Annotated in this window: 12 protein-coding genes; 8 read left to right on the forward strand and 4 right to left on the reverse strand. The window is 40.8% G+C overall.

Annotated elements, in window-relative coordinates; genetic code table 11:
• Positions 1 to 452 precede the first annotated feature (452 nt).
• From ybeY to rpoH, 4 genes are all read left to right on the forward strand, one after another.
• Positions 453 to 968, forward strand: coding sequence for an rRNA maturation RNase YbeY (gene ybeY / locus BHC43_RS04665; RefSeq protein ID WP_100141111.1), 516 nt, complete (start codon positions 453 to 455; stop codon positions 966 to 968).
• A gap of 2 nt (positions 969 to 970) precedes the next feature.
• Positions 971 to 1,810, forward strand: a complete 840-nt coding sequence (locus tag BHC43_RS04670) for an HlyC/CorC family transporter (protein WP_100141112.1) — start codon at positions 971 to 973, stop codon at positions 1,808 to 1,810.
• Between the two features lie 263 nt (positions 1,811 to 2,073).
• Positions 2,074 to 3,603 (forward strand): apolipoprotein N-acyltransferase, encoded by a 1,530-nt coding sequence (lnt, locus tag BHC43_RS04675; protein ID WP_100156718.1) that lies wholly within the window; start codon positions 2,074 to 2,076, stop codon positions 3,601 to 3,603.
• A gap of 223 nt (positions 3,604 to 3,826) precedes the next feature.
• A complete protein-coding gene (gene rpoH, locus BHC43_RS04680) occupies positions 3,827 to 4,675 on the forward strand; it encodes an RNA polymerase sigma factor RpoH (RefSeq protein WP_100141113.1) in 849 nt (282 codons plus the stop codon).
• Between the two features lie 93 nt (positions 4,676 to 4,768).
• Here rpoH and BHC43_RS04685 read toward each other — a convergent pair whose 3' ends face one another.
• Entirely contained in the window at positions 4,769 to 5,611 is an 843-nt protein-coding gene (locus tag BHC43_RS04685; RefSeq protein ID WP_100156659.1) for a GNAT family N-acetyltransferase, read from the reverse strand.
• 544 nt (positions 5,612 to 6,155) lie between these two features.
• Between BHC43_RS04685 and BHC43_RS04690 the strand changes: the two genes are divergently transcribed.
• Both BHC43_RS04690 and BHC43_RS04695 read left to right on the forward strand, forming a co-directional pair.
• Positions 6,156 to 6,494 (forward strand): P-II family nitrogen regulator, encoded by a 339-nt coding sequence (locus tag BHC43_RS04690; protein WP_100156660.1) that lies wholly within the window; start codon positions 6,156 to 6,158, stop codon positions 6,492 to 6,494.
• 40 nt (positions 6,495 to 6,534) lie between these two features.
• The gene (locus BHC43_RS04695; RefSeq protein ID WP_100156719.1) at positions 6,535 to 7,851 is read left to right on the forward strand and encodes an ammonium transporter; all 1,317 of its coding nucleotides are present in this window, start codon (positions 6,535 to 6,537) and stop codon (positions 7,849 to 7,851) included.
• Positions 7,852 to 7,935: 84 nt separating this feature from the next.
• On the opposite strand, the gene BHC43_RS04700 is transcribed toward BHC43_RS04695, so the two are convergent.
• Genes BHC43_RS04700 through orn form a run of 3 tightly spaced genes read right to left on the reverse strand, consistent with a single transcriptional unit; the run spans position 7,936 to position 10,645 of the window.
• A complete protein-coding gene (locus BHC43_RS04700; protein ID WP_100141116.1) occupies positions 7,936 to 8,409 on the reverse strand; it encodes a CinA family protein in 474 nt (157 codons plus the stop codon).
• Complete coding sequence (gene pgi, locus BHC43_RS04705) at positions 8,390 to 10,048, reverse strand: glucose-6-phosphate isomerase (RefSeq protein WP_100151604.1); 1,659 nt, start codon at positions 10,046 to 10,048, stop codon at positions 8,390 to 8,392. Before pgi ends, BHC43_RS04700 begins: the two co-directional genes overlap by 20 nt.
• Before the next feature lie 48 nt (positions 10,049 to 10,096).
• Positions 10,097 to 10,645, reverse strand: a complete 549-nt coding sequence (gene orn, locus BHC43_RS04710; RefSeq protein WP_100141117.1) for an oligoribonuclease — start codon at positions 10,643 to 10,645, stop codon at positions 10,097 to 10,099.
• 266 nt (positions 10,646 to 10,911) lie between these two features.
• Here orn and BHC43_RS04715 point away from each other — a divergent pair, with 266 nt between their 5' ends.
• Both BHC43_RS04715 and rsgA read left to right on the forward strand, forming a co-directional pair.
• On the forward strand, positions 10,912 to 12,198 hold the full coding sequence (locus tag BHC43_RS04715; RefSeq protein ID WP_100151544.1) for a M48 family metallopeptidase: 1,287 nt from the start codon (positions 10,912 to 10,914) through the stop codon (positions 12,196 to 12,198).
• 10 nt (positions 12,199 to 12,208) lie between these two features.
• On the forward strand, positions 12,209 to 13,093 hold the full coding sequence (gene rsgA, locus BHC43_RS04720) for a ribosome small subunit-dependent GTPase A (RefSeq protein ID WP_100156661.1): 885 nt from the start codon (positions 12,209 to 12,211) through the stop codon (positions 13,091 to 13,093).
• Positions 13,094 to 13,318: the final 225 nt, after the last annotated feature.

A 13,318-nucleotide genomic window follows, 5' to 3' on the forward strand; every position in this document is an offset into this window, starting at 1 on the left:
ATCCTCTTCTGGCATAATCAATTTGCTAGATATCTTTAACCATAAGTAGATTCATGTTTCCTATCTCAAAGCAGAATCTACTTATGGATTTATTATTTTACTTTAGCGTTTATCACTGAATCCAGATGGATATATTGTTTATGAATTCATAATAGTGATTCAAAGTTGTCTCAGATTGCATTTAGACTAAAAAAATGATTTCTTTTCAGCAATATTAAAAACATACTACGTGATATTACTTCTGTAATTGTTTATAGACTAAGCCTGAGTTGACAACAATTTATTTGATATCACTGGCAACTTGTTTTGAAATCTTCTTATCTTAAAAACATGCAAGCCTATCTTGAATTCATTGATAAAGATTCAGTTCACAGTCTAATCAAAATTGCAGAGTAATGCATTTCCCAGCCGAAATTGCTAAAATATCCGTATTAGGATACAAAAATGATTAAATGAAAGTTGCCAAAAAAAGCCTTTTTTTACAGCATTTAAATGCTGTATTCAGTTTACATTTTGATAATCACAGTGATGCACAAAATATTCCTACACTAAGCCAATGGCGTCAGTGGATATGGCAAACCTGCAAAAATAGTTTTAAACGTGCCAATATTGCTATTCTTTTATGCAATGAAACAGAAGCACGCCAGTTTAATCATGATTATCGGCACAAAGATTATGCGACTAATATATTAAGCTTTGCACTAAATGAGGGTGAAAATATATTTATGCCGGATAAAGGAGAGCTGAATGGGGATCTTATATTTTGCCCGCAGGTGATTGAGAAAGAAGCTGCTGAACAACAAAAGCCACTGATAGCGCATTATGCTCATCTGACAGTCCACGGAGTCTTGCATCTGATGGGTTATGATCATATTGAAGATGAAGAAGCAGAAATTATGGAAGCGCTTGAAATCCGTATCCTGCATCAGTTAGGATATGCAAATCCATATGCACAGGATGAATATTGATTATGGACGAAAGTTCGTCGAAACCCGGTTTTTTTGAGCGACTGGTAAATCGTATCTCTGGAGAGGCTCCAGAGACTGAAGCTGAAGTTTTACAAACGTTACGGGAAGCACATGAACGGCAGGTTTTTGATGCTGATACATTGCAATGTCTGGAAAATGTGCTGGATTTTGCTGATCTGGAAGTGCGTGATGCAATGATAACGCGTAGCCAGATGGATGTAATCAAAATTGAAGATCCGCTGGATAAAATAATTACGTATATTATTGACACCACTCATTCACGTTTCCCCGTAATCGGAGAAGATAAAGATCAGATTTTGGGTATCCTACATGCTAAGGACTTGCTTAAGTACTGGGGCAGAAGCGAACATTTTCAGTTAGAACAGGTAATACGACCGGCTGTCTTTGTGCCAGAGGGAAAATCCCTGAATACATTACTCAAGGAATTTCGTGAACAACGGAATCATATGGCCATTGTCGTCGATGAATATGGTGGCACTTCTGGATTGGTGACGTTTGAAGATGTGATTGAACCAATCATAGGTGATATTGAGGATGAATTTGATGAAGATGATAGTGCCGACAATATCTTCGCAGTTTCAGCTGAACGTTTTCGCGTTAATGCAGTAACCGAAATAGAAGACATCAACGAATTTTTTGGTACCGATTATTCAGATGACGAAGTTGATACCATAGGAGGTTTGGTGATTCAAGAATTGGGTCATATGCCGGTACGTGGCGAAAAAATTACTATTGGAAAATTAAATTTTACTGTTGCCCGTGCCGATGCAAGGCGTCTGCAGACTTTAATGGTAACGGTAAAAAATAGTACTCATTCATAAAACAGATTAGGTTAAAGCTTAAACTATATGAAATTTTATCTGTATTGCATATATTTCAAGATTGGAAGGAATAATAAATCCAGTCTGATTGCGTGGATACCCACCATAACAGATTATAGTAAACAGATATTTATTCTGTATTGCTTATCGCTACAATACGAGTTTAAAGTCAGTAGTGATTATAAAAATCTGTATCTACTAAACCGGTTAAAACGCTGGAGAAGATAGAAGTGACCAAACAAAAGGATAAGTCGGCACAGCCTATTTATGAATTCAAATATGGTGCTGTTTTAGCCAAACCTTGGCTGTACTGGCCACTTTTATTCTTATCTGCTGCTCTGGTGCCTTTTGCTTATGCCCCCTATTATCATTTCTGGCTCTTACCTGTTTTATTGGCCATATTGCTGATTTTACAATCAGTACGGCCACAATGGCGTGTTCGTTCAGCATATCTTTGGGCATTCACAGCCTATACTGTTTTACTCTACTGGATAGATATTGCATTGCATGATGTAGCTGGTTTACCGCAGATAATGGCCTGGCCATTAACTTTGCTGCTGCCCGCCTATCTGGCTGTTTATCCTGCTCTAGTATTCTGGCTACTCGGAAAATTCAGAATTTCTCGTAGCGTTCGTCATGCAATAATTTTACCGTTGCTATGGGCGTTGGCAGAATTCGTACGGGAAAGGGCACTGACCGGTTTCGGCTGGGGCATATGGGGTTATAGCCAGATAGCTGATTCACCTTTAGCTGGTTTTGCACCTTTAGGCGGAATTTTTCTGGTTACCGTATTTACTGTTGCCACTGGTTCATGGTTAGCAGAGCTGTTACTGGCTAAATCAATTAAGGCTAAAACAGGGTTTAGTATCAGCGTATTGAGTGTGTGGCTGCTCGGTGCGGTTTTATTGCATTGTCAGTTTACTCAGCCTGACGGTACGCATGCATCAGTGGCTTTAGCACAAGGTAATATTCCCCAATCTTTTAAATGGGATGAACGATCTTTACAGCCAACACTTAGGCGTTATCTTGACCTGATAAACAGTACGCACGCCAATATTGTTATTCTGCCCGAAACAGCTATTCCAGTAATGCGGCAGGATATGTCACCAAAGCAGCTAGCTGTATTTACCCAGCTAGCGCGAAACAATGGCTCTGCTTTAGCAGTTGGTATTCCGCAGTATACCGCCGATGGATCAGGTTATCTGAATTCGGTAGTAAATTTTACAGCCCCACTATCCGTCAGTGGATTACCTTATTATGCGAAAAATCACCTAGTGCCATTTGGAGAATATATTCCATTGCCTTTTCTACTGGGCTGGTTGTATCGCTGGATGGATATGCCGCTAGCCGGATTTTCTCGCGGTGGTGCTGTTCAAGCACCTTTAAAGCTGGCTAACCAGCGTGTAGCCTTTAATATATGTTATGAAGATGGTTTTGGTGATGAAATCATTAATTCGGCCAGTCAGGCCAGTATGCTGGCCAATGTAAGTAATATGGCTTGGTATGGACACTCCCATGCTATGGAACAGCATATGCAGCAATCTCAGGCTCGGGCATTGGAAACAGGTCGTTATATGGTTCGAGCCACTAATACCGGTATGACAGCCATTATCAATCCCAAAGGTCAGATTGTCGCACATCTGAAACCGGATACAGCAGGTGTGCTGGAAGGTAAAATTTACGGCTACAGGGGCATTACACCCTATATGTGGCTGGGTAGCAGCTGGCCCTTAGCTATTATTGGCTTGATTTTATTATTAATAATCTATGTTTTTAGACGTTATCGTTGTTGAATAAATTATTCTGATGTGTATAATCATTAAAATATACAATCGAAATTGATAAAATACATTATTTTACCAATGATGAACAATTCATAAATAGTGATTGAAGTACATTCTTATTTTAATTACAATGATAAATTATTAGTTGGGTTATTGATTGTTTTTTAGGTAACAAACAATGTGTTGCAGTTACATTAATAGCAATAACCTAACACGAACAGAAAGGATAGGCATGAATACAGCTTTTGCATTACCCGTGCCGACTGGGCATGGTAGTTTGGAGCAATACATTCATACCGTAAATAATATTCCTATGCTTTCTCCCGAGGAAGAACAGGATTTAGCGGTACGCCAGACCGAAGGAGATTTAGAGGCTGCAAAAAAATTGATTCTGTCACACTTGCGTGTAGTGGTTTCTATTGCACGTGGATATGATGGTTATGGCCTGAATCAGGCTGATTTGATTCAGGAAGGCAATATTGGTTTGATGAAAGCCGTAAAACGTTTTCAGCCTAGCCGGGGCGTACGATTATTTTCGTTTGCGGTACATTGGATCAAAGCAGAAATTCATGAATTTATTTTACGTAACTGGCGCTTAGTACGTGTAGCTACCACCAAACCCCAGCGTAAACTGTTTTTTAATTTACGTAGCATGCGTAAATCAATGGCCGCTTTAAGTAATAAAGAAGCCCAGTCCATTGCAGATGATCTTGGCGTAAAATTGTCAGAAGTGCTGGAAATGGAACAGCGCATGACTGGTAAGGATATGTCTTTACTGGCTGAAAATGATGATGAAGATAATTTTGCACCGATAGACTGGTTAACAGACAGTTCTAACGAACCAACACAGGTACTGGCTCAGCAAGCTCATTACGCGTTACAGACTGATGGTCTGCAAACAGCTCTGGCCAAATTAGATGAACGCAGCCGTCATATTGTGGAAAGTCGCTGGCTTGCGGATGATGGCGGATTAACCTTACATGATCTGGCAGGTGAATATGGTGTTTCTGCCGAACGTATTCGTCAGATTGAAGCTAAAGCAATGCAGAAATTACGTGGTTATTTGGCCGAAGCAGAATGATGAAGTTGAATAAAAAAACCGGATTGAAGAATTTATTCAATCCGGTTTTTTTTAATGAAACAATGGTTGATTGAGCTATTTTACTAATTATTATCATTCAATCGTAAAACTGAATTTATGGCATGTTAATATAAAACCATGTTTCAGGTATAAGTGATGCATATTAGTGTTATCAGATGAAACACTTGAATCTGCATGAATACACTTACATTGTTCTTTAAGTCCGATGGCTTTCAATGCATCTAATATTTGGCTGACCTGATGATCCTGAACCGGTATGTGATGGCTGGCCAAATCATCTATATGTAAATGTCGTCCGGCTGTGAAGTTGGTGACGATACGAAATCCGCAAACAGTTACTGCATTTTGTTTACCTTCTTCAAATATTCCCAGCAATCTATAACCTTCTGCTTGCTGAATGGTTACCAATTCCTGAAACTGAGTGATATCCCGAATATCAGGATGTAACATATGTAATGCAGCAAAGGCAGAGCTTATTTCGGCTGGTTTCAGTTCTCGTAATTGACTGACTGGAATCTGAGAATTTGTTTCGGCAGAGGTTGAAGAATTGATTTGTTTGGTTTGTTTCGCTTCGATATTTTCCTGCGCAACAGCATCTGTCAGGCTGATTTGTCTGTGTTCCTGTTCTTCTAATAAAGCTTTGCAATCCAGAATGCGCAGATCGTTATCGCGCGCAAAATCCATCATAAAATTAAAGGCTGTGGCGCTAATCTGTTCTAACTTGCGATCGACTGCTACGCAGCGGATATTATCAACCAGAATAGGACGAACCCATTGGTGATAAGACAGCCTGTGCCCTTGATCGAAAGAAGACAATACCCCGCATAAACGTTCAGCCCAGTCACTTGGGCGAAAGCGTTTACCATTATTTGTCATGCCTTGAATAACGATTTCGTATGGATTGCAAATTAGCATGCTGGCCTCTTAACAGAAACAAATGTTTCAATGACGTATATGTATTTATTTTGCTATTAGGGTGCAATTATACCTGATTGTATCTGTCTGATGCATGTCACTTGAGTGGGGCTGTTCTAAGAATAGTGATAAATTTCAATGGGTATATGTAGTTTTATAACATTGAGGTTTGGCTTTAGGAAAAAAGACTGATTGAGGTAAAGAAATTTTCCAAAAAAAAGGGAGCCGCCAATCATTTGTTGTTTTGAATTAATATTTTTGAAGGTTGTGCTTAAATAATTATATTTTTGATTGTAATTGTTTAGTTTCATGCCTTATATGGGGATTGCTTCATCAAAAGATAGAGATCAAATCAACAGAACACGGCATTTGATACCTCAGTAATTTTGATACATCTTTGCAAATTTAAAAGAAAGATGTATGGTGTGATTAGTCACTGTAGATAACTGTAAACTACGCTACTGAGTTAAATATACTGGTTCAAATAAATTATGGTTCTGCCTGATTGATGATAAATAGTGAAATTCGATGATGGGGTTGTTATATGAAAAAAATCACTGCAATGATTAAACCATTCAAATTGGATGATGTTCGTGAAGCATTGGCTGAGATAGGTGTACAAGGAATGACGGTAAGTGAAGTAAAAGGTTTTGGCCGTCAAAAAGGACATACTGAAATTTATCGTGGAGCAGAATATGAAGTGGATTTTTTACCCAAAATCAAAATGGAAATTGTTCTGACGGAAGACCTGGTTGAGCGTGCTATTGAAGTGATTGTCACTTGTGCCAGAACAGGTAAGGTGGGTGACGGTAAAGTTTTTGTTTCGCCTGTCGATGAGGTCGTGCGTATCCGTACCGGAGAATCAGGTGCTGCGGCGGTGTAAATACAGACGTATTATTTAATAAGGAAATAAAATGAATCAAATAAATAAATGTTTGTTAGCTGCTGTCTTGCTGATGCCATTGCCGTTGCTAGCAGGCGATTTGTCCGGCTGGTGGCGGCCACTATCGGAAATAAATGCTGGTAATACTGCATGGGTGATGACATCAGCCGTACTTGTTTTGCTGATGACCGTACCAGGACTTGCATTGTTTTATGGCGGTATGGTGCGCAAAAAAAATGTGTTAGGTACCATGATGCACAGTTTTGTTGTGGCAGCATTGGTCAGTGTTTTGTGGATGATATTAGGATACTCACTGGCTTTTACTCCAGGAAACGCTTTCATTGGCGGCCTAGACAGATTTATGCTGGTTGGCATGGGATTGGATAAAACCAGAGAAATGACTACCATCGTAAATGGTAGTGGTACTGTTCCCGAGTCGGTATTTATGTTTTTCCAAATGACGTTTGCGATTATTTCTACTGCGATTGTTACCGGTGCTTTTGCTGAACGTCTTAAATTCTCTGCATTATTGGTTTTTTCTGGATTGTGGGTAACTTTAGTTTACGCTCCGGTTTGTCACTGGGTATGGGGTGGTGGCTTTATGGCTGACGCACATACGCCAGTTCTTGATTTTGCGGGAGGTACTGTCGTTCATATTAATGCCGGTATTGCTGGTCTGGTAGCGGCATTGGTAATTGGTAAACGTCTCGGTTATGGCAAGGATGTTATGGCTCCTCATAATATGGTGTTAACATTAACTGGTGCTGCGATGTTATGGGTAGGCTGGTTTGGTTTTAATGCTGGTTCCGCAGGTGCGGCGGATGCTTCAGCGGGCATGGCTATGGCGGTCACTCAGGTTGCGGCGGCTTCAGCTGCATTGACATGGATGCTTTGTGAAAAATTGGCCGGACATAAACCCTCTGCTTTAGGGATGGCTTCCGGAGCCGTATCTGGACTGGTTGGGATTACACCGGCTGCTGGCTTTGTTGATCCTCAGGCTGCACTGCTAATTGGCATTCTAACGGCGGTAGCAGCATATTTTGCTGCTGTATTTTTAAAACGCAGATTTGGCTATGATGATTCGCTTGATGCTTTCGGTATTCATGGTTTTGGCGGAATAGTGGGTTCGATCTTAACTGGTCTGCTATTCAGTAATGCTATTTTCGGAGGTGAGTCCACTGTTGGCAGTCAACTGCTGGCACAAGTTAAAGACGTTGCAATTACTGTTGTTTACAGTGTAATAATGACATATCTGATTCTTAAAATAGCAGCACTGGTATGCCGTGGTTTGCGTATAGATCATGATGCTGAGCGTGAAGGCATGGATGTCAGCATTCATGGTGAACGTATTGAATAATTAATTTGTTTGTGCAGAAAAATAAAACAAGCTGGCCGGTATTGTATATGGCCAGCTTCTTATTTTTTAGACAGATTTATTTTCTTAGCGGTATAAATAGTGACGCAAAAAACGTAGTGCATATTCCACTGCCTGTGATCGGATGACGTCACGATCTCCCTTGAAAAGGTGTTGTTTGGCCCAAATGCGTTGTTTGGTAGCTAATCCGAACCAGACCGTGCCAACAGGTTTTTCAGCACTGCCGCCAGTTGGTCCGGCAATACCGGAAATAGAAAGGGCATAATCAGCTTTGGCGTCAATCAGTGCTCCTAGAGCCATTTCACGTACACATTCTTCACTTACAGCACCATAATGTCGTAAAGTAACTTCATTAACATTGAGCAAGTGTTGCTTTGCTTGATTGCTGTAAGTTACATAGCCCATATTAAACCAGCCGGAACTTCCTGGAAGATGAGTTAACTCAGCTGCCAGTAGGCCACCTGTACAAGATTCTGCACAGGTTACAGTGTGTCCGAGTTCTTCTAGTTTCGTGGTGATATCATGCAGGGTTTGTCTCATGGTGATGTTTTCTAAAGTAGTCTATGAGGCCATTGGTAGATGCATCATGGCTAAGCGTATCTGTGTTGCTCAATTCGGGTTCTATGTGTTTCGCCAGAACTTTGCCGTACTCTACGCCCCATTGGTCGAAAGAGTTTATCCCCCATACCACGCCCTGAACGAAGACTTTATGTTCATACATTGCTAGCAACATCCCCAGATTAAAAGGATTGATTTCATCTAGCAGCAAGGTATTAGATGGTTGATTACCAGGAAATACTTTCTGTGGTGCCATGATATCACGACGTTTATTGTCTAAAGTCATGAGTTCTGCATAGGCTTCAGCCAGTGTTTTGCCATGCATTAAGGCCTCAGTTTGAGCAAACGCATTGGCTACAAGTACCTTGTGTTGCGTACTGACACGGTAGAAACTATTAATCGGAATGATAAAGTCAGAGGATATCAGACGTGGCCCTTGATGAAGGAGCTGAAAAAAAGCATGCTGGCAGTTTACGCCCTCTTCACCCCAGATGATTGGCCCCGTATCAAAATCCAGTCGCTCTCCATAACGGCTTACCTGTTTGCCATTACTTTCCATATCCAGTTGTTGTAAATGTGCTGCGAGACGGCGCAATCCGTGGTCATACGGGATAATTGCATGGCTGGTGGTGGTATAAAATGTGTGATACCACAGGCCAATCAAACCAAGTAAAACGGGAATATTGTGTCTTAATGGCGCATGAAAGAAATGTTCATCCATTGCCCGACCGCCGGCGAGGAAATTTTGAAAGTTATCTTTACCAATGGCAAAGATAACCGACAGACCAATTGTTGACCAGACAGAGTAGCGACCACCCACCCACTCAAACATAGCGTATATGTGCTCAGGTTGTATGCCAAAAGCCTGTGCTTTATCAATTGCACTGGTAATAGCAATGAAATGGCGACCGATATCAGTTTCACGCAAGCCATGCTGTATAAACCAGCTTCGTGCAGTCTGTGCGTTCAGTAAGGTTTCTGGTGTAGTAAAGGATTTGCTGGCAATAATAAAAATTGTTGTAGCAGGGTTTACTTTTTCTAATACCTGCATCAGATTGGCGCCATCAACATTGGCTACATAATGAATATTCAATCCAGATTGCTGAAACGGTCGTAATGCCAATGTAACCATTTCCGGCCCTAAATGAGAACCACCAATACCGATATTGATAATATCCGTAATACGGTTTCCCTGAGCTCCTGTGTATTCTCCACAACGAACCGCTTCGGCAAAGCTATAGGCACGTTCAAGTTCATGATGAATATCGGGAACGATATTGTGATCATCGACATAGACTTCAGCCTGAGGGGGAAGCCGGAGCGCTGTGTGCAACACTGCGCGATTTTCACTGACATTGATTTTTTCGCCGCGCCGCATTTTATCTGTCCAGCCTCGTACATCGGCAATATTGGCCAGCTCTATTAATAATGTCAGAGTATCTTCAGTAATGCGGTTTTTGCTGTAATCCAGTAATAGGCCATTTAATTGCTCATGCATTTGTTCAAAACGATCCGGCTGTTGCCGAAATAGATCACGCATATGCAAAAAGCGGGTACTGCGCTGATGTTGATGTAGCTGTGCCCAGATGGCTGTCTGATTAATTGGACAAGATGGATTCATCATAACCGGAAAATTTTTCAGCAAAGAATAAAGGCGGAGTATACAAAATCAGGCAGATACTGTTAAGAAATGTTTGCGATAATAAGCCATTTCTTCGATACTTTCCTTAATATCATCCAAAGCCTGATGAGCGCCTTTTTTGCTTATACCCTTTGCAACAGGCGGGTTCCAACGTTTAGCCAATTCTTTTAATGTAGATACATCCAAATTGCGATAGTGAAAGTAAGCTTCCAGTTTCGGCATATATCGCACCATAAAGCGACGGTCCTGATGAATCGAATTACCGCACATTGGTGAAGCTTTTTCGGGTACCCACTCACTGATAAAGGCTAACAATTTTTCTTCCGCTTCTGCTTCAGTCAAGGTAGAAGCCCTTACTTTATCTATCAAACCTGTACGTGTGTGGGTAGACGTATTCCATTTGTCCATATGATTAATAATACTATCTGGCTGATGAATAACGAGTACTTCAGACTGAGCTAAAATATTAAGATCACTATCAGTAATGATCATGGCGACTTCAATAATCCGGTCAGTATCCGGATTTAAGCCAGTCATTTCCATATCCAGCCAGACAAGATTTTTATCGTTTTGCATATCTTAATCTTGATTGATAACAAAACATCATTTTAGCTGCTTTCTTTAATGGCTGATAGCTTATTTTTTACGGTAAATTAAAAGATAATTTTAATATTTATTCCGATTTAGAAACTAATAAATACAAGCATGAAAATTTGTTAAACAGGCTTAAAAGCGTGGTAAATTTTTATTAAAAAAAAGGGATTTTTCGGATTGCCGCTTTTATCCACCCATAACGTACAAACTCCGCTACAATCATTATTTTTAAGCTATAGTGTGTTTTTATGGCGTTTTATCTTTCTGCCCAAACAGTCTATCTACTATTTCTTTTATTTTTCGTATCTACAACCTGTGGTCAGTTGTATCTGTCTATACGTCAGAGTAAAGCTGTATTAGCGCATCGAAGCCGCGTGCCTGCTGCATTCTTAGCCAACGTATCACTGGATGAGCATCAGAAAGCAGCAGATTATACTTTAGCCAAACAACGTCTGGCTCGTTACGAAATACTGTTTCAGGCATTGTTGCTACTGGTGTTTACACTTGGCGGCGGGTTAGATTTGTTGGCACGTCTAAGTCAAAAGTGGACACACCACGATATAGTACAAGGAATTTTGTTAATTGGTTTGTTTGCACTGGTGAATATGGTATTGGGCTGGCCATTGGCATGGTATCGCAGCTTTTGCCTTGAGGCTAAATTCGGTTTTAACAAAATGACACTAGCTACATTTATTGCTGATCAATTCAAAGGATGTTTGCTAGCTATTATTGTTGGGTTACCTTTGCTGTACATCATACTATTAATCATGCAGATTCTGATTGCAGCAAACTGGTTTGGGGGCGCATGGTGGCTTGTGGTTTGGCTGGTTTGGGTAAGTTTTTCTTTATTATTGATGTGGGCATTTCCTAAATGGATTGCTCCATTATTCAATAAATTTGAACCATTACAAGATGATGTCATGCGTGCACGTATCGAAAATCTGCTACAACGTACAGGCTTTCACAGTGATGGAATTTTTGTCATGGATGGATCCAAACGTAGCGGACATGGCAATGCATACTTTACAGGTCTTGGGAAGCACAAGCGCATTGTATTTTTTGATACCCTTCTAAAAGATATGCAAGTAAATGAAGTTGAAGCTGTGCTGGCGCACGAATTAGGACATTTTGCTCACAAGCATGTATTCAAGCAAATGATTGTTACTTTTATACTTGCCTTAATTGTATTTGCGGTTTTAGGTTGGCTATTGCCCCAGGCGGGTTTTTATCTGGGGCTGGGTGTGCATGAGCCCAGTCATGCCATGGCCTTATTATTGTTTATGCTGGTGCTACCATTGTTTACTTTCCCATTTTCACCACTGGCCAGTGTTTTGTCTCGTAAAAATGAATTTGAAGCCGACCGGTTTGCAGCTAAATATGCCCATGCTGAGGATTTAATTCAGGCGCTAACCAAACTGTACCGTAGCAATGCTGCCAGTCTCGTCTCAGATATCTGGTATTCACGCTTTTATGATTCTCATCCTGGTGCACGAGAACGTATTGCGGCACTTCAGACAGCAATAAAGGCGCATTAGGACATTAGGAATGGTGCAGCAGACGGATAAGTTATTAACAGCGCAAATTATTACCAGTTTCGGTCGGCGTTTTCAGGTGCGTACTGCTGCCGGAAAAACGTACGAGGCTACTACCCGAAAAAAAAGAATAGATTTTGCTTGCGGTGATATTGTGCATATCGGACATATCAACCAACAACAAGCCGTGATTGAAGATTATTTACCCCGTCGCAGCCTGCTATACCGCCAGGATGCAACACGCACTAAGCTTATAGCAGCCAATGTTACTCTGATGCTAATAGTGCTGGCGGCGGTACCTACACCAAGTGAATTGCTGTTGCAGCGAGCATTGCTGGCTGCAGAAGCGGCGGACATAACGCCACTGATTATCTTAAATAAGGCTGACTTACCTCAGAATGCTGAATGGTTGGTAAAACTATCTTATTATCAGAGCCTCGGCTATAAGGTAATCAACATCAGCGCTCTGAATGATATAACTCTATTGCGTAAACATTTACAGTGTGAATGTGCTATCCTGCTAGGACAGTCCGGCATGGGTAAATCTACTTTAACCAATGCCCTTCTGGGTAAAGAGCAGGCTCGGGTGGGTACGATTTCATCTGCGCTGGATTCCGGACGTCATACCACAACTCATGCGCAGTTATATGATCTCGATACTGAGAGTCAGTTAATCGATTCTCCCGGGTTGCAGGCATTTGGGCTGCATTATTTACATACAGGCGATTTGCTGCATTACTTTCCTGATATGCGTTCTTATATCGGTCAATGCCGATTTCATAACTGCACCCACCGTCAGGAGCCGGGCTGCGCTCTCAAGCAAGCATTAGCTGAAGGTAAGCTAAAACCAGAGAGGTTGCGTTTTCTGCAAAATATCACAGATGAATTAAGCAAATGACATCTACTAACAAACAAAAAATGCAGCTAAACGATTGATATTTTATGACGATAAAACGTCTAAACCCAATCTAGACTTTATCAGTAAGGCGTAATCGTTGTTTTTACCTAAAAATCCGTGCTTTAGTTACATAAAAAATTGATTCAAGCAGAATAAACATGATATTATCACAATCTTGCCGATTTTACGTCGGCAAGATTCTTTATTTGTGCGAGGCCAATCAAT

Origin of the sequence: Snodgrassella alvi (assembly GCF_002777855.1) — a bacterium.
GTDB lineage: Bacteria > Pseudomonadota > Gammaproteobacteria > Burkholderiales > Neisseriaceae > Snodgrassella > Snodgrassella alvi_E.

What these genes read in the sequence shown, in the direction of transcription:
- BHC43_RS04690 (WP_100156660.1), top strand. Translation starts at nt 6,156, where the DNA reads ATGAAAAAAATCACTGCAATGATTAAACCATTCAAATTGGATGATGTT.
- ybeY (WP_100141111.1), top strand. Translation starts at nt 453, where the DNA reads ATGAAAGTTGCCAAAAAAAGCCTTTTTTTACAGCATTTAAATGCTGTA.
- BHC43_RS04715 (WP_100151544.1), top strand. Translation starts at nt 10,912, where the DNA reads ATGGCGTTTTATCTTTCTGCCCAAACAGTCTATCTACTATTTCTTTTA.
- BHC43_RS04700 (WP_100141116.1), bottom strand. Translation starts at nt 8,409, where the DNA reads ATGAGACAAACCCTGCATGATATCACCACGAAACTAGAAGAACTCGGA.
- BHC43_RS04670 (WP_100141112.1), top strand. Translation starts at nt 971, where the DNA reads ATGGACGAAAGTTCGTCGAAACCCGGTTTTTTTGAGCGACTGGTAAAT.
- rpoH (WP_100141113.1), top strand. Translation starts at nt 3,827, where the DNA reads ATGAATACAGCTTTTGCATTACCCGTGCCGACTGGGCATGGTAGTTTG.
- BHC43_RS04685 (WP_100156659.1), bottom strand. Translation starts at nt 5,611, where the DNA reads ATGCTAATTTGCAATCCATACGAAATCGTTATTCAAGGCATGACAAAT.
- orn (WP_100141117.1), bottom strand. Translation starts at nt 10,645, where the DNA reads ATGCAAAACGATAAAAATCTTGTCTGGCTGGATATGGAAATGACTGGC.
- pgi (WP_100151604.1), bottom strand. Translation starts at nt 10,048, where the DNA reads ATGAATCCATCTTGTCCAATTAATCAGACAGCCATCTGGGCACAGCTA.
- rsgA (WP_100156661.1), top strand. Translation starts at nt 12,209, where the DNA reads ATGGTGCAGCAGACGGATAAGTTATTAACAGCGCAAATTATTACCAGT.